General features: G+C 50.8%; 13 protein-coding genes. 5 read left to right on the plus strand and 8 right to left on the minus strand.

The genetic code is table 11. From position 1 onward, the window contains the following. The first annotated feature begins 2 nt into the window (after positions 1 to 2). Both ACJAZW_RS04490 and ACJAZW_RS04495 read left to right on the plus strand, forming a co-directional pair. Positions 3 to 1526 carry an ArnT family glycosyltransferase gene (locus tag ACJAZW_RS04490; protein ID WP_415155677.1) on the plus strand — a complete coding sequence of 508 codons (1524 nt, stop codon included), beginning with the start codon at positions 3 to 5 and terminating at the stop codon, positions 1524 to 1526. After that, positions 1526 to 2293 (plus strand): SDR family NAD(P)-dependent oxidoreductase, encoded by a 768-nt coding sequence (locus ACJAZW_RS04495; RefSeq protein WP_415155678.1) that lies wholly within the window; start codon positions 1526 to 1528, stop codon positions 2291 to 2293. The genes ACJAZW_RS04490 and ACJAZW_RS04495 overlap by 1 nt, the downstream gene beginning before the upstream one ends. A 118-nt stretch (positions 2294 to 2411) precedes the next feature. Here ACJAZW_RS04495 and ACJAZW_RS04500 read toward each other — a convergent pair whose 3' ends face one another. The 6 genes from ACJAZW_RS04500 to ACJAZW_RS04525 form a co-directional block, all read right to left on the minus strand. Continuing rightward, the gene (locus tag ACJAZW_RS04500) at positions 2412 to 3650 is read right to left on the minus strand and encodes a class I SAM-dependent methyltransferase (RefSeq protein WP_415155679.1); all 1239 of its coding nucleotides are present in this window, start codon (positions 3648 to 3650) and stop codon (positions 2412 to 2414) included. A 191-nt stretch (positions 3651 to 3841) separates the two neighbouring features. Continuing rightward, on the minus strand, positions 3842 to 5632 hold the full coding sequence (recJ, locus tag ACJAZW_RS04505) for a single-stranded-DNA-specific exonuclease RecJ (protein ID WP_415155680.1): 1791 nt from the start codon (positions 5630 to 5632) through the stop codon (positions 3842 to 3844). A gap of 111 nt (positions 5633 to 5743) precedes the next feature. Beyond that, positions 5744 to 6628: a carbohydrate kinase family protein gene (locus ACJAZW_RS04510; RefSeq protein ID WP_415155681.1), complete on the minus strand. Its 885-nt coding sequence runs from the start codon at positions 6626 to 6628 to the stop codon at positions 5744 to 5746. A gap of 104 nt (positions 6629 to 6732) precedes the next feature. Further along, positions 6733 to 7722 (minus strand): class II fructose-bisphosphatase, encoded by a 990-nt coding sequence (glpX, locus tag ACJAZW_RS04515; protein WP_415155682.1) that lies wholly within the window; start codon positions 7720 to 7722, stop codon positions 6733 to 6735. A 65-nt stretch (positions 7723 to 7787) separates the two neighbouring features. Beyond that, positions 7788 to 9137: a homoserine dehydrogenase gene (locus ACJAZW_RS04520; protein WP_415155708.1), complete on the minus strand. Its 1350-nt coding sequence runs from the start codon at positions 9135 to 9137 to the stop codon at positions 7788 to 7790. 306 nt (positions 9138 to 9443) lie between these two features. Further along, entirely contained in the window at positions 9444 to 10655 is a 1212-nt protein-coding gene (locus ACJAZW_RS04525; RefSeq protein WP_415155683.1) for an LL-diaminopimelate aminotransferase, read from the minus strand. Positions 10656 to 10927: 272 nt separating this feature from the next. On the opposite strand from ACJAZW_RS04525, the gene ACJAZW_RS04530 reads away from it, so the two are divergent. Together ACJAZW_RS04530 and ACJAZW_RS04535 are read left to right on the plus strand one after the other, a co-directional pair. Beyond that, positions 10928 to 11989 carry a DUF2336 domain-containing protein gene (locus ACJAZW_RS04530; RefSeq protein WP_415155684.1) on the plus strand — a complete coding sequence of 354 codons (1062 nt, stop codon included), beginning with the start codon at positions 10928 to 10930 and terminating at the stop codon, positions 11987 to 11989. Positions 11990 to 12287: 298 nt separating this feature from the next. Beyond that, positions 12288 to 13142: a hypothetical protein gene (locus tag ACJAZW_RS04535; protein WP_415155685.1), complete on the plus strand. Its 855-nt coding sequence runs from the start codon at positions 12288 to 12290 to the stop codon at positions 13140 to 13142. 62 nt (positions 13143 to 13204) lie between these two features. On the opposite strand, the gene ACJAZW_RS04540 is transcribed toward ACJAZW_RS04535, so the two are convergent. Further along, positions 13205 to 13894: a glyoxalase superfamily protein gene (locus ACJAZW_RS04540; RefSeq protein WP_415155686.1), complete on the minus strand. Its 690-nt coding sequence runs from the start codon at positions 13892 to 13894 to the stop codon at positions 13205 to 13207. Between the two features lie 274 nt (positions 13895 to 14168). On the opposite strand from ACJAZW_RS04540, the gene ACJAZW_RS04545 reads away from it, so the two are divergent. Further along, on the plus strand, positions 14169 to 15503 hold the full coding sequence (locus ACJAZW_RS04545) for an NAD(P)/FAD-dependent oxidoreductase (protein WP_415155687.1): 1335 nt from the start codon (positions 14169 to 14171) through the stop codon (positions 15501 to 15503). A 67-nt stretch (positions 15504 to 15570) separates the two neighbouring features. On the opposite strand, the gene argC is transcribed toward ACJAZW_RS04545, so the two are convergent. After that, the gene (gene argC / locus ACJAZW_RS04550) at positions 15571 to 16623 is read right to left on the minus strand and encodes an N-acetyl-gamma-glutamyl-phosphate reductase (RefSeq protein ID WP_415155688.1); all 1053 of its coding nucleotides are present in this window, start codon (positions 16621 to 16623) and stop codon (positions 15571 to 15573) included. Positions 16624 to 16698 lie beyond the last annotated feature (75 nt).

The raw sequence follows: 16698 nt of genomic DNA on the forward strand, positions 1-16698 counted from the left end.
GTATGGCAGAACAAGAACAGCGGCAGTCGGTCGCGAGCAAGCTGCCGAGCGCGGGATTATCCAAACGGTTCATGATCGCTGTTTTGGTCTTCCTTGCCGCGCTAAAATTGGTGGCTAGTTTTACAATGCTGCCGCTTGGGGACGAAGCCTATTATTGGCTTTGGGGCCAAAATATCGCTTTGTCCTACTTCGACCATCCGGGGCTCGCTAGCTGGCTACTTGGCGCCACAGACGCCATATTCGGCACTTCGCTTTTTGGCTTGCGGATCGCTTCTGTTTTGACCGGAGTTGGCTCTGTCTGGTTCTTGTGGCTTTACGCGGGGCGGATATTGCCCGCACAACGCCAAAAGGTCTTTTTGTTCATCACGCTTATGGTGGCGACCTCACCCACTCTTTTTGTGTGGTCGACATTGGTTTATCACGACCATCTGCTGATATTTCTCTCTCTGGCCGCGATGTTTTTTTTCACGAGCTATTTAGGCGATGAGGCAAAAGACAGAACTGGGCGGCTTAACCAACTTTATGTCGGAGCCGTGTTTCTTGGGCTTGCGGGCCTAACGAAATACAGCGCGGTATTTATGGGGTTAGCAATCGCTATCTTGGTTATCGCTCATCCAAAACTTAGACATTTATTGTTGCGGGTGCATATTTATCTGGCAGGTTTTATAACTGCTGTAATGCAGACGCCGACGCTGATTTGGAATTTTAATCGTGATTTTGCGTCGTTCGGTTTCCATTTCAAAGACAGGTATGGGTCACAATGGTTATTAGAATTTAATCCTGATAGCTTCTTCAATTTCGTTTTGGTCACCTTGTTGTTGTTCGGACCATTTTTGATTCCGCCATTCATTCGATTGTTTCGCGCAAAGACTTCACCTGACTTTTTGGGCATAGGCATATGGATTGCGCGGTTGGTGACCGTCATGTCGACCAGCACGTTCATGTTCATCGCCTTCTTTTCATTTACGCTTTGGTATTGGAGTGATCTTTCATACCTTTTGATGTTGGTGATGCTGCCCGTTTTGGCCATGCGCAAATGGTTAGCACTGGCGCATATTTGGTTCGGCATTTTGGTCATAACGCTGGTGTGTTTCAACTATACGGTGGTGCCAATTGCGAGCTTGTTGGGTCAACGCGATATTGAGGCTGGCACCGTTTATGGTTGGGATGAAATCGCGAATTTCGTCGCTGAGGCCGAAAAGGTACAGCAGCCAACATTTATTGCCGCAACCAGATTTCAGTCGGCTTCGCAGCTTTCCTTTGCGATGCAGCGCACTAACATCAGCGCCATCGAAGTGCGTCCATCTCAATTTGATATTTGGGAAGATCGGGACACAAATGCGGGTGGCACAGGGCTAATTTTACAAGATGAGTTCGGCGATTTGGGCGAAACAAAAAGACGGTTTGAGAGTGTCGAGAAAATTGACGAATTCACCGTTCAACGGTTCGGCTACCCGCTGCTGAAATATGAGCTGTATCTGGGGACAAATTACAAACCACGCGCCACAAATCTCGTCACAGACTGATGCAAACGCACGCAAGAAAAACAGCTTGGATTATTGGTGCGAGTTCTGGTTTGGGCGCTGCCCTTGCTATCCGTTTGGCGAATGAAGGATATCAAGTTGGCATATCCGCCCGACGTGAAGAACGGCTGAACGCCATCGCGGCGCACCAATCCGGCGTCACGCCATTTCCATTGGACGTCGGTGACCATGGGGCCGTACAGCGTTGTGCTGAAAGCATTCTTGCAGAATTTGGACATATTGATCTGTTGGTATTTTGTGCTGTTAGCGGCGGCAGCGCGAAGGGCATGCACGAGAGTTTGGCTCAGGGCATGTTTGTGGGATTGCTGGGGGCCACGGCTGTAATGGAACCGATTGCGGCCAATATGAAAAAACGCGGCAGCGGACAAATCGCTTTGATTGGGTCACCGGTGGGGTTTCGCGCCCTGCCCGGTGCGCGCACCTACGGAACGGTAAAATCTGCGCTGCATTATCTTGCTGAGGCGATGAAAATCGAACTTTCAGGCGACGGAATCGCCGTACAATTGATTTTGCCGGGTTTTGTTGACACACAGCTGACACAAGCCAACACGTTCCAAATGCCGTTTCTCATGACTGTGGATGAAGCGACAGATCGAATTTGGCGCGGATTGTGTACGCCGCAGCGTTTCAAAATTGCCTTTCCGCGCCGACTGATATGGCTTATGCGCCTGTTTGGGGCGCTGCCTGATCCAGTTTATTTTAACGCAATGAAGTGGCTTGGTCGAAAAATCGACAAAAACTCACGTTAGTTCGAGGATCGGCTCCAGCTGGCACGTTCCCGGGACAAACACGAGACAAACGCGGGACAACAACCCCAATTCCGCTCTGTGCCAGCCACTTATCCCCGCCCCTGTTTAGGGTCTGAACTCAATCATTTCGGCGATATTGATAGACCCCAACATCGATCATGTTTTCGGCAAATCCGGCTTCGCAATAACACAAATAGTAAACCCACTTGCGCTTGAAAACATCATCAAAACCAAGCTTTTCGATTTCCGGCCACGCTTGCAAAAAATTCTCGCGCCATATGCGCAAGGTTTTCGCATAGGATTGGCCAAAAAGCACCTGCTTTTCTAGCGTCAAACCAACCGCATCACCTTGTTCTTGCATGGCTGTTTCGGTCAGCAGCATGCCGCCTGGAAAAATATAACGTTGAATGAAATCAACATGTTTGCGGTAATGCTCAAAATCTATTTCATTAATAGTGATCGCTTGGATTGTGGCCGTGCCGCCGGATTTTAAGCGGTCATGGACGGTCTTAAAATAGATCGGCCAATGATCTTCACCCACGGCCTCAATCATCTCGACTGAGCAAACATGGTCAAATTGGTTTTCGGTGTCGCGGTAATCCTCAATGACCAATTCAGTTAAGTCCGACAACCCTTTGCTTTGCATACGTTCTTTGGCATATTTCAGCTGCTCGATGGAGAGCGTAATCCCCTTCAATTTAGCGTGAAAGTCCTTTGCAACCGTCTCGGCAAGCGCCCCCCAACCGCAACCGATTTCAAGCACGGTCGCGCCGTTTTTGATGCCTGCCATTTCTGCCACCAGGCGGTTTTTGGCCCATTGCGCGTCGGTAAGTGTTTGATTTTCATCGGTATAATAGGCTGAGGAATAGGCCATGCTTGGATCGAGCCAAAGCGAGTAGAAATCGTTTCCTAAGTCATAATGCTCAGAAATGTTCTTCTTAGAGCCTTCTTTGGTGTTCTGCCGCGACAAGTGATAGGCCATATCATGGGCAGCACGTTGGAAGAAGTTTGGCTTACTGCCAACCAGCTGTTCACGGTTCAAAAGGAAGAAGCTGAACAGTTTTACCAAATCATCAACTTCAATATCCTCGCTCATATAGGCGGCGGCGAAACCAACTGTACCGCGCCGAGCCGATTCACGTAACACATTGAAGTTGTTAAGTTTTAATGTTGCCTGAGGGCCCTTATTTGACCTATCCCCTAAACTGATCGATTTCCCCGAGGGCAAAATGATCTTCAAATGGCCGTGTTTTATGCGTCCGACCGAACGTTGGCCAACCCAACCGACCAGGTTGGACGTTAGTTTCGACCACAACGATTTTGATGAATTCGCGCGGTCCAGTGCAAAATCACTCATACTAATATCCGGCGCAGGTTGCCGATTAGGACTTAAATATTTCGCACAAAAAGTACGAAAGCCCAATGATCGCTACGCCAAGGCCTCCCTAAATTTACGAGTAGAAGTTTAACAAGGGTGTTTTTTTGATGCAAGTCCAATTCGCAAGCCGATCAATTGGCGTAAAATTTGGGGCGCTAAATTGAGGCTGGTCAGCCCATAGAAGCCGCATCGATGATGCGCAACTGCACCTCTTCGCGGCCTTGCCAATGGTTGACGGACAATGTTCCAACCACGTGAATGGGATCAGAATTTCTGGCCTCAAGCAAGAATTGACCAAGAGCTGTATCAGCTGCGCGAAAGGCGATGCCATTGATGCGCGCGCGGTCCTGGGACACTAAACTGACTTTGACGTGGCCACCCACCCCCACAATATCTGAATAGGTTACGCGGTGGGCCGGTAAGGCAAATACCGGGCCGGCGTTTCCAGAGCCAAATGGCCCAGCCTTTTCAATGGCGTGCAAGAAATCGATTGTTGCGCCGCGTGCTGTCAGCGCCGCGTCAATTTTAAGGCCACTATCCTTTTGCGCCTCGAGGACCGTCTCGGCCAATTTTTCGCTTAGAAAACTCCTAAATCCGCCAATCTCACCTTTACCGACAGAAATACCGGCGGCCATGGCGTGACCGCCGCCTTTGGGGATCAAACCTTTTGACACAGCTTGCAGCACAGCCGCTCCAAGGTCGACGCCAGGTATCGAGCGGCCAGACCCCGTGCCGCTGCCATCAGGGCGCTGCGCGATGGCAAATGCGGGGCGATTGAAACGCTCCTTGAGGCGCGCGGCGACTAATCCGACGACGCCTTGGTGCCAATCTGGTGAAGCAACAACAATTACAGGTGGTCCCTCACTATCACCTATTTCTGCATCGGCCACGGCAACAGCTTCGTCGACCGCTTGTTTTTCAATTTGTTGGCGCTCAGCATTAAGCTGGTCAAGTTGCGCGGCAATGTGCATCGCGTCATGCTCGTCGTTTGTTGACAGCAATTTTGCGCCTAAACTCGCATCACCAATTCGACCGCCTGCATTTATACGGGGGCCAATCACAAATCCTAAATGATATGGATTTAGCGGACCTGACACCCGTGCAGCCATCGCCAATGCAGCAATGCCCGCATTTTCGCCCCGCCGCATAATGTCGATGCCACGCTGTACAAACGCTCTGTTGAGGCCCTTGAGCGGCACCACATCGCAAACGGTTCCTAATGCGACGAGGTCTGTCATGCCCATCAAGTCGGGCAATGGTGATATCCCGTCATCGCGTAATCGTCGATTAAGAGCAACCAACACCATGAATGTTACACCCGCAGCACAAAGGTGGCCCAACTCCGAAATATCGTCGAGCCTATTGGGATTGACCAGTGCATCGGCGTTTGGCAATTCACCGTCGACCATATGGTGATCGATGACGATTATATCGACGCCTTTTTGTTTGGCATGCGCGATTGGGCCATGGCTTGTGGTGCCGCAATCAAGTGTGACGATCAGCGTGGCGCCGTCGTCGATCAGTTGATCAATTGCGCCATTATTTGGGCCATAACCTTCAAATATCCGGTCAGGAATATAGACCAGCGGGTCCAACCCAACACCTGACAAGTATCGGGTCATCAGCGCAACCGACGTTGCGCCATCAACATCATAATCGCCGAACAAGGCGACCTGCTCGTTGTTGTGGACAGAAGAGGCCAAACGATCCACCAGTTGCGACATGCCCGTCAACACGTCTGGATTTGGCATCAGGTCACGCAATGTGGGCGTCAGAAATAGCTCGGCATCTTCAAGCGCCACACCACGCCCGGCCATTACGCGCGCAACAATTTCTGAAATCTGCAATTGCTGGCTCATCGCCGCAGCAGTGCGGGCTGCGTTTGCGTCCAACCTGTCCAGCCACTGGCGGCCAGAGATAGATTTTTCAACGCCAAGAAAATGTCTGTTTTGTTGCAACATAGCTAAGTGCTAACGCCCATTCAGCATTTCGTCGAGAGGAAATCCAATTCGCGCCGCGTTTGGCCGATCTCAACACCCGATTTTTTTGTTCTTGATTGGCGAACTTTACACCTAAACGGCAGTTCTCTTCGACACGGTTTGAACACTCATATCCTTGGGGACGATGTCATAACTTTCAACACAAAGTGCGGCGGCGGCGGTGGCAAATCTGCCCGCTTGGGCAAGCGAATTTCCATTGGCTAACCCAAGCCAAAGTGCGACTGCAAAAGTATCACCTGCCCCGTTTGCATCTTTAACGTTTGCAGTAATGGCGGGCACTTCCACAGTTTCATGTTCACGCAACAGCAGCGCCCCGTTTTTTCCTCGGGTGAGGATCACAAGTTCAATACCGGTTGCCAACAAGTTTTCAGCAACGCGATTTGGGTTTGCCAACTGTTCATCAGATAACTGGACGATGTCGGCGTGAGCAATGAATTGGTCATGCCACGGGTTCGCGCCATCATAGTCGTGTAAATCCACAAATATCTTGGCGTTTAATTGATCAAGTAGCGGCAGCACAGGTACGCTTGACGCGGTAATATTTAGGAAAATCCAGTCCGCAGCATTGATGTGGGGCGCAAGTGCCTCAAGGTTGACAATAGGCGATGCTGATCCGTTTTCGCGGAAAATCGAAATGCGCTGACCGTCACGATCCATCAAATTGGTATGTTGTGGCGTGGGTGTGTCATCTTGATCAAGGAGAATATCAACGCCGCGAACATTACAGGCTTTGATCACTTTCTCACCAGCGGGATCATTGCCGACGACCATGTGAAGACACGGACTATAACCCAATTGTTTTAGGGCGAATGCCTTGCCTATGCCGGTTGAACCAACCCCCTCGACAAAATGCGCGTTGGCAATTGTTTTTGGTTTGCCATCGGGCAACTCGTCCAAGTAAATCATGGTGTTCCAGCTTGCGCCACCAAGTACCAGAACGTTTTGTGGGTTTATCATATTCACCTTCCAGAAAAAAAGAGGGCAACCAAATGGCCACCCTCTTTCACTAACAGATTGTGATGTTGAATTCGACTAGGGTCTGGCTCAATTGAGTTCAGACCCTAGATGTCGCGCAGGTGGCGGGCGTTGATCCAACGCACGGTTTTTGACCAAGAACGCATGACAATCGTTGATGTTTCAAAGTATTTTGGTCGAATTTTCACACCGCTGAGGAGTGAGCCGTCGGTAACGCCAGTGGCGGCAAACAACACGTCGCCAGATGCCAAATCGTTGACTTCATAAATGCGATCTGGGTCTGCAATGCCCAGCCGTGCTGCGCGTTCGCGCTTTTCCGCTGTGTCTAATACCAAACGCGCCTGCATTTGACCGCCAACGCAACGTAGCGCTGCTGCGGCCAAAACACCTTCAGGAGCGCCGCCCGTGCCAACATACATATCAATGCCCGTTTCTTCACGATCCGTGGTGTGAATAACGCCAGCAATGTCGCCATCGTTGATCAATTTAATCGAGGCGCCCAACTCGCGCAGTTCGTCGATGATTTTGGCATGGCGAGGACGATCAAGCACACAAACTGTGACTTCTGTCGCGCTTACGCCGCGGGCTTTTGCAATCGCGTTTACGTTTTCAGCAATCGAGCGGTCGAGTTGCACGATACCGGGCTCGAAACCAGGGCCAACAGCAATTTTGTCCATATAAACGTCTGGAGCATGCAACAGTCCACCGCGTTCTGCCATGGCCAAAACGGCCAAAGAATCATGTTGATTCTTGGCGCAAAGCGTTGTGCCTTCAAGCGGATCAACCGCAATATCAACTTTGGCACCTTTACCCAAGCCGACTTCTTCGCCAATAAACAACATTGGTGCTTCGTCGCGCTCGCCTTCGCCGATGACAACCCGGCCATCAACGGTGACTTTGGCCAATTCAATGCGCATAGCTTCCACAGCAGCGCGATCTGCTGATTTTTCGTCGCCCTTGCCACGCCATTCAGCGGCAGCAATGGCGGCGTTTTCTGTAACGCGCACGATCTCAAGGGTGAGGTTGCGATCAACGATTGCTGGTTCGCTCAATGCTGATTTTGCCGTAATAGCCATAATTGACGCCTTCTCGTGTCTGTCTTTAAATCGGTTTAGTTGTGCTTACAAATTGTGAGCGACAACTAGAACCGCTCAATTCGAATAACTTGCGGTGTACCAACAATAAAACCGTCTTGCGCAACACGATCCAGCGTTTGGCGCACAGACTGCTCCATTGTTTCTTGAGTGATCAATACCACTGTCCTTGTTGCCACATCACCTGCCTCAGGATCTTTAACAACTAAATCTGGACGTTGGATGACGCTTTCCAGCGAAATGTCACTCTCACCCATGCGAGACGCTATAGCAGCTAGCGCGCCCGGAATGTCCCTAGCATTTAGTCGTATGAAGTAACCACCTTCATGCGCACGCATACGTGCTTTCTTATAGGGTGCAAGCTCGTCAACTGGCATACCAAGCGGGGGCACCAACGTGCCACGGGCACTGTCAAATATATCCGCCAACACTGACGCAGCTGTCGCTTCACCACCAGCGCCGGGACCAGCCATTAACAATTCTTGCACGTGATTTGTTTCCAAAGCGATGGCGTTCATCACCCCGTCAATGCCCGCAATTGTGGACGATTTTGGAATGAGGGTTGGATGCACGCGTTGCTCGATGCCATCGGACGTGCGCTGGGCCACACCAAGCAGTTTGATGTTGAAGCCCAGATCGCTTGCAACCTTAATGTCCGCTTGATCAATGCGGGTAATGCCTTCAATGAACATTTCATCAGCCGCGATTTCCGTTCCAAAACAAAGGCTTGTAAGGATTGCGAGCTTGTGTGCGGTGTCATAACCCTCAATATCAAATGTCGGGTCCGCTTCTGCATAACCAAGTTCTTGTGCGTCCTTCAGACAGGCGGCGAATGAGATTTCCTCGTTCGACATGCGGGTCAAAATGTAATTGCAGGTGCCGTTCATGATGCCATAGACGCGCTGAACGCGGGCAAGACCCAATCCTTCACGCAATGTTTTGATGACCGGGATACCGCCGGCAACAGCTGCTTCAAAGCTAAATGATGTGTTGTTTTTTTCGGCCAAGCGCGCAATTGCAACGCCGTGTTTCGCAATCAGGGCTTTGTTGGCAGTGACCACTGGAATACCAGCTTCAAGCGCTGCGCGAATACTGGCTAAGGCGGGGCCGTCTTCGCCGCCCATCAATTCGACGTAAAGATCGATGGAATCAGATTTTGCCAATTGCACCGGATCGTCGAACCATTCAACGCCGCTCAGATCCACCCCACGGTCGCGCGAACGCGAGCGCGCGCAAACAGCGGTTACCTCAATGTCACGACCAAAACGCTTTTGCACTTCACCTTGCTGGGCTTGCAACATCGACACCAGCGCTGCCCCGACCGTTCCGACACCGGCGACCCCGATACGGATTGGCGCGCCGGCATTTGAATTTGCTTTTTCTAACTCTTTGATCATGTCGGTAATCTTGTTTCGTGTTTCAGCGCGCGGCTCTCGGCCCTCGCGTAAGTTGAATACAAATTGTGGGTCTGCGGCCATCTCACGGCCAAATCGCGTCGCCGTCCAATTGTGGCGCTCCAGAAAACGTTCTACCCGTGTTCGGAACTGGTCTAACTCTGTCATGCGCTCTGGGGTTTCCACCGCGTGTTTTGTTGCTCATTCTGTGTGGGCGCACTTAAATAGGAAAAGTCCTATTCGTCAATGTCTAAATCCTACAAAGAGGCGCGACCGGGGCCGCGCCTGCCTGATTTGCAATTTGGTTTGCTATTTGCTCATGGGGACAACATTGTTGCCATTCGCATTGTCAGCCATGAACTTTTTGATGTTGCGCGCCGCCTGGCGAATACGCTGTTCGTTTTCAACCAGCGCAATGCGCACATAATTGTCGCCATACTCACCAAACCCAAGACCGGGTGCAACAGCAACCGCTGCTTGCTGGATCAGCATTTTTGCGAATTCGACAGACCCGAGATGCGCAAACTGGTCAGGAATCGGTGTCCAGGCAAACATCGTCGCTGGTGGCGGGGCGACGTCCCACCCTGCTCGACCAAAACTTTCAACCAATACATCGCGGCGATGCTTGTAAATATTGCGCACTTGAGCCACGCAATCATCAGGGCCGTTTAGCGCAGCGGCGGCAGCCACCTGGATGGGGGTAAATGCGCCATAATCCAAATAGGACTTCACCCGCTTAAGCGCTTTGATCAACCGCTCGTTGCCCACAGCAAACCCCATGCGCCAGCCGGGCATGGAGAAGGTCTTGGACATGGAGGTGAACTCAGCGGCAATATCAATCGCGCCGGGAACTTCCAAAATGGAAGGCGGTGGCGTGTCATCAAAATAGATCTCTGAATAGGCCAAGTCTGAGAGAATGAATATCTCGTGCTTTTTGCAATATTCAACAACCCGTTTGTAAAAGTACATATCCGCAACATAAGCGGTTGGGTTGGATGGATAGTTCAATATCAACGCAATTGGTTTTGGGATCGAGTGTCGAACCGAGCGATCAAGCGCCTCAAAGAAGTGCTCGTTGGGTTCCGCAGGCATTGAGCGCACAACGCCGCCCGACATAATGAAGCCAAATGAGTGAATGGGATAAGTTGGATTTGGCACCAGCACCACATCACCGGGCGCGGTGATGGCAGATGCCATATTGGCAAACCCTTCTTTGGAGCCAAGCGTTGCGACCACTTGGGTATCTGGGTTCAGCTTTACACCAAACCGGCGACCATAATAGGAGGCTTGTGCCTTACGCAGCCCCGGAATGCCCTGAGATGCTGAATAGCGGTGCGTGCGCGGGTCCATCACCGTTTCTTGCAATTTTTGAACGATGTGCTTTGGTGTTGGCAGGTCTGGATTGCCCATCCCAAGATCAATAATGTCCGTGCCCGCCGCTCGCGCCGCCGCCTTGATCGGATTGATATGTTCAAACACGTAAGGGGGTAATCTGCGGATTCGGTGAAACTCTTCGGTCATCTTGATCTCTTTCGACCTCGTGTGGGGTTAGCCGATGCATGCTGCATCTACGCAATCAGCGCTATAACATCTATTATGAAGAAATGTGGTTTTTAAAAGAATAATCGCGAACCAGCTGACTGAAAATAGGGCTTGTTGGCGTGCAAGATTGACCAATTCTCTCCCGATTGAATGCCATTTGAATTAAATTTTCTGACAATACTGGGATTGCCATAACACACAATCTCAAGCCCTTTTCGCGATGATGTGGTGGCAAATTGGGATGATGATGAATGGAACTCCTCAATAAAGTTGGCACGGTGCAGAGCAACGGTGAGCGACGCAAACTGGCGCACGAAGTTGTAAATCTATTTTTACACACGCAAGGTTCGACGTCACAGGGACAGCGCAATGTTTTTGGCGACGTATTGTGTCGATTGCTCAATGATATGGCGCACAGCATGCAAATTGAGTTGTCCAACAAGGTCTGCGCCACCACTACCGCGCCCCCTAAACTTGTGCGGGCATTGGCAGTGTCTACCATTGACGTCGCAGAACCGGTTTTGACGCGCTCGTCGCAGCTGAGAGAAACAGACCTGATTGAGGTCGCCAATTCCGCCACAACCGACCACAGGCTTGCAATTTCCAAGCGGGAATATCTGAGCGAAAATGTGACCGACAGCCTGATCAAGTTTGAAGAAGGGGTTGTCATGCAAGCCGTTGCGGCCAACGACACCGCAAATATTTCAAGCGGTGGATTTTCAACTTTGGCCAAAAATAGCGGGTCTGACGCGCAGATCATGCAGGCATTGATCAACAGAGAAGACCTTCCACCCAAAACAGCTGAACACATATTGAACAATGTCGATGAAAACGGCAAAGCGGTGCTTGAACGATTGATCAGAAATGACAGTTCGATATTGAAACGGCTCATCGCAAAGTCAAAACGGTTTTCCGCCGAAGGGAAATCCGTTGAAGACCCCAACAGTGTAGAAACCCTTGCGCTGATACAGCAGATTGAGAACGATTACAGCGCACTAGAACCCGCATTAAAATTACTGACAAAGCAATCCAGATTGAAATCCATTGCCACTATTCTAGCGGTTGCTGCAAAACTGCCTGAAGATGGCGTGATCAAAGGCGTTGTTAATATCAGCGGTGATTTTTTGGCGCTGGTCGCCCGCGCATTAGAGATTTCGAGTGACGTTTACGCTGAAATGGAAGCGCTGCGCGGCCAGCAGATGCAGGCTGAACCGCACGATCCCGACATGCTGACCCAACGCTACGACAATCTGAACCCAAATGACGCCCGCAGCATGTTACGCATGGTCAATGTGATTGTGAATGTCGGCTAAAAGTTGAGCGCTGCTCGGCCGACATCCGCGCGACATTGTTACAGCGATAGGTGCCCGATGTAGCCTCGGATTTGGCCCAGCACTTGATCGTTCCCCTTTTATCTCGTCAAAAAGATCACGATTTCGGTCGGTGAAACCGCACCCAATTCATCTCGCGAAGTCGCCGACAGGCCGACCGCGAGCTGATAACTCATCCCTCACGCCGTTTTGTTCAGGAGTGACCACAGAGGATCGACAACATGGCTATGCTTTAAGCGGCGGTGGCAACTACACCGCAAAGCTTTCAAAGGAGAAGAAAATGTTGCATCGAACAAACTTTAATCTCTTAGGCGCGCTGGTTACTCTGGCTGCGAGCCTGACGTTGACTAGCGTGAGCGGAGCAATGGCTCAAATGAAGCCTGGTGAAATGACGGCCTCGGCAAGTGGCACAGCCTTGTGGCAGTTCCCCGATAAACGTGCGCTCGATCCCGCCCTTTTTGGAACCCCGGACGCGCCGACGAACGTCGAGCTGCTGCCACTGGACAACCGGCTGGTATCGGATGATGGCAAGGCTTTCACAACAATCAAGAACCCTTCGATGTTCTCCAACAACATAAAGATGACCACAGGCGAATTCAAAATATCGGTTGCAGATGTCACCGCCAAAGACGGCATGGGATCTAAGGACACGGTTGCGATGGATGCAAGTTTTATTGGTCCGATGGGTCGCCAGTTTCGTGTAACGATGAACAACATCATTCCCAAAGGGCCTGACCACCCATTTTTTGGTGGTGTCGGTACTAATGTCCTGATGCACGGTGAGACGGGCATTGGCACGCCTCTGGTGGCTGAAGAATTCTCTTATATCACCGCCTGGGGTCTTGGAGACATCTATATCGACGGAGAAATGGTCGACAGCAAACGCGTGGTTCACGTTATGGTTTCTGAGCGGACACGCGGTGATGATTACAAAGTAGGTTTTGGGGTTGCCAAACCAGACGAGTTGGAAATTCACTTGGCCATGCCACCACTCAAGGGTTCTCCAACTGGCCCTGTAGCGAGTGCAGTTCCCACAGGCGTGACTTTGCCAAACGGTAAAGAACAACCCTTTATTCATGTCAATTTCTACGGCAATGCCAGCCTAGAGGGCAATCGGTTCTACGCCGCCAAGTAAACCAGCTAGCGACGCCCCATCGAGCGGGGCGTCGCAATTGAGTTTGTTTGGGTAGGTCTTAATCAGCTCAGACCGAGATTTCGTGGCGCAGCTGGACGTTTGTCCCTGTCGCTTGAAATTGGAATTTCAGAACTCACCTTTTGAAAATCGATAGACCGGAATTGCGCGCAACCGTCGCCAATCAACAAACACCCAAAATTGACAGTGTGTGCTTCCAAAGGGACATCCAGCACCAATTCTATCTTTTGCCACTCGTTGTCACCCCTAAGCGCTCGAAACGGCCAAGTATCAATCATATTGTCAAATGACAGCATGTTGCGCCCAGTACCGTCTACCCTAATCCAAAGGCTGGCATAATCGACTTGTTTTGTTTTGATTTCTGCGGTGAAACGAACATGGCTACCCATATACTCTTCCGCAGCTACACTTTGCATTACTGTCGCAAACGCCTTTGACTTTGCTGGAGCCCCCTCAATCTTTAAAACGGGTCCTGATGCATCAAAATTTTCAACAGCAATTGCATATTCGTTCGAGTATTTTCCATCCAACACCCAGCCATCGGGGATCACTTGTCGCTGACTAATGGCTGGCGCGAAAGAATCGATTTTGGCACTCAAATGATTCCAACTCTTTTCGCCCAACGTTTCCGCTAGGAGTTCGAGCGACTGGCCGTGTGAGAGATCGAGATTGCGCGTGGACAGCGCTTTGCGTAAGGCTTTCGCATAGCCCTTTATTTGCTTTTCAGTATACATTTTCGCCTCTATGTGACGATCTTTTGCCAGTTGCGAGCATTGCCAGCAGATCGTCGCAATGTTGACGATTTGCGTTTTCAGAATTAGGCGCTTTCACCGTTCCAATGTTGGATGCTCACAGCAGGCAGCGCTGGCCTTGTTTGGAATGCTATTGTGGACCCCAAGAAAATTCAAGCGCCAATATAAATTCGAAATATTGCGTATTCGTTTTGCAATTGACTGCTTTACCGCACTTATGTGTACAGCTACCGTTATCTGAAATTTGAGGGCAACGATGAAGCGTATCTATGAACCGATGGCATATGGCGATCTGCCAATTCAAAACAGTTATTGGCAAACTTTTAAGCCCGCTAACGCGGTTCAATATCCCACATTGAGTGATAATATTGCCTGCGACTTTGTGATTGTAGGCGCTGGATATACGGGGCTATCGGCTGCAATTCGCTTGGCCGAGCAAGGTGCTGACGTGGTGGTGTTGGAAGCAAATGAACCCGGCTGGGGTGCATCCGGGCGAAATGGCGGTTTAGTTTCGGTTGGTGGATCCAAACTATCGGACAAGCAAATCGCCGCTAAATTTGGAAACCAGGATGCCAGAACATATTTCCAAACTGAACGCGCCGCCGTCGACTTTGTTGAAGCGCTGATCGAGCAACATAATATCCAAGTTGATCGCCACTCGAAGGGGTACACCTTTGCGGCCCACTCAAAAAGCACCATAAAAGATGTGAAATCTTACGGTGAACAATATAAGGCGCGATATGGCTTGGACCACCAGTTTTTAGACCAAAACGCGATGCGCGAGCGCGGAATGGACAGCCCCGAATTTCACGCGGCCGTCAATTTGCCGATTGGCTTTGCCCTAAATCCGATAAAATTTGCTTTAGGACTTGCAGATGTTGCTGGCGCTCTTGGTGTTCGGATTTTTGCCAATAGCGCTGTTGAAAAAGTGTCAGTGCAAAATGGGTTTGAATTGCAAACCCAAAATGGCAGGGTGCGCGCGAAAAAGCTATTGATGGCCACAAACGGCTATTCAAGCGAGGACGTTCCAAGTGCATTTGCTTCGCGCTATATGCCTGTGCAATCAAACATTTTGGTGACGCGGCCCCTTACGGATATTGAGCTTCAAAATCAGGGTTGGTGGAGCGAGCAAATGGTGGTCGATGCTCGAAACTTATTGCACTATTTCCGGCTGCTGCCTGACAAGCGCATGATGTTTGGTTTGCGTGGCTCTGTGATCGCAAGCGACGCGAGCATGGCAAAAACCAAGAGAAACGCGCGCGTTGATTTTGATCGCATGTTCCCCGATTGGCACAATGTGCAAACCGATCATTTCTGGTCTGGGCTGATATGCATGTCGCGCGATCTTGTTCCATTTTCTGGTCCAATCAGCGGCATCGACAACGCCTACGCTGCTATGGCGTATCACGGCAATGGCGTCAGCATGGCCCCCTATTGCGGTGCGCTAATGGCGGACATGGCGCTTGGCAAACAATTGATGCCGCACGCTGAGTTGATGAAAAAACCGATGCGCAAATTTGAACTTGGGCCGCTCCGCCGCAATCTGTTGCCGCCCGCTTTTGCTTGGTACAAGCTTTTGGATGGGAAATAGAATTACTTCAGCAAAAGAATCAACTGGCTCGCAAAGTGATTCTGCGGGCCAGCGTAAGTGATTGAGCCTATGGGAACATTGGCAGTTGGCTGAGGCCCGTTGTTTCTTCAAGGCCGAACGCGACGTTGAAGTTTTGCACCGCTTGGCCTGCACTGCCTTTGACCAAATTGTCGAGCGCTGCGATGACAACCGCCCGGCCCGGAATACGATCTTCGAACACGTTGATGACGCAAGTGTTGGAACCACGCACCATGCCGGTTGATGGCATTTTGCCTTGAGCAAGAACACGCACAAATGGCTCGTCCTCGTAGGTTGATTCCAAAGCCGCGCGTAAGTCGTTGACCGATTTCCCTTTTTCCAATTCCACGTGTGCGGTGATCAGTTCGCCCCGGCTCATCGGTATCAGATGCGGGGTGAAATTCACCTTGATGGTTTTGCCCGCAACCGCGCCGATTTCTTGTTCTAATTCCGCTGTGTGGCGATGGGCGCCGACGGCGTATGGCGATATGCTTTCGCCCGCTTCCGCGGCCAATGTGTTTTGTTTTAAGCCCCTGCCCGCACCGGTAACGCCTGACTTGGCATCAACAATCAACGCATCGACATTGATCAATTGCGCTTTAGCAAGCGGCAGCAATGCCAACAAAACAGCCGTCGGATAACAACCAGGACACGCGATGATGCGTTTTTCTCGAATCGCTTGGCGATTGTGTTCTGTCAGGCCGTAAGCCGCAATATCTTGCAAAGTGGGATCCACATGCGCATTGCCATACCAGGTTTTATAGTGCTCAGGATCACGCAACCTAAAGTCCGCCGACATGTCGATGATTTTCGGCTTATCGGTCAACTTTACTATTTCTGACACAATCTGCTGGCTGGTCGCGTGCGGCAAGCCGCAGAAAACAACATCAAGCACGGACCAATCAACGCCCTCAGCCCGTTGCAATTGGGGCAGGTCAACCCCACCTAGATGGGGGAAGACTTCATCTACCGGCTTTCCTGCATGGGTATTGGCAGTAAGCACGGTGAACTGAATATTGGGGTGAAGAGCGCCCAATCGCATCAAATCGGCTCCGGTATATCCGGAGGCACCCAGCAGTGCGGCGTTGAGCTTCTGGCTCATGATACTTGCCCTCTTTGATTGATTGTGCGAAAGAAATATGTCCGATCGCGCTGTTTTATCCGCGCCGAATGGCGT

The organism is Maritalea sp. (genome assembly GCF_047634455.1).
Lineage (GTDB): Bacteria > Pseudomonadota > Alphaproteobacteria > Rhizobiales > Devosiaceae > Maritalea.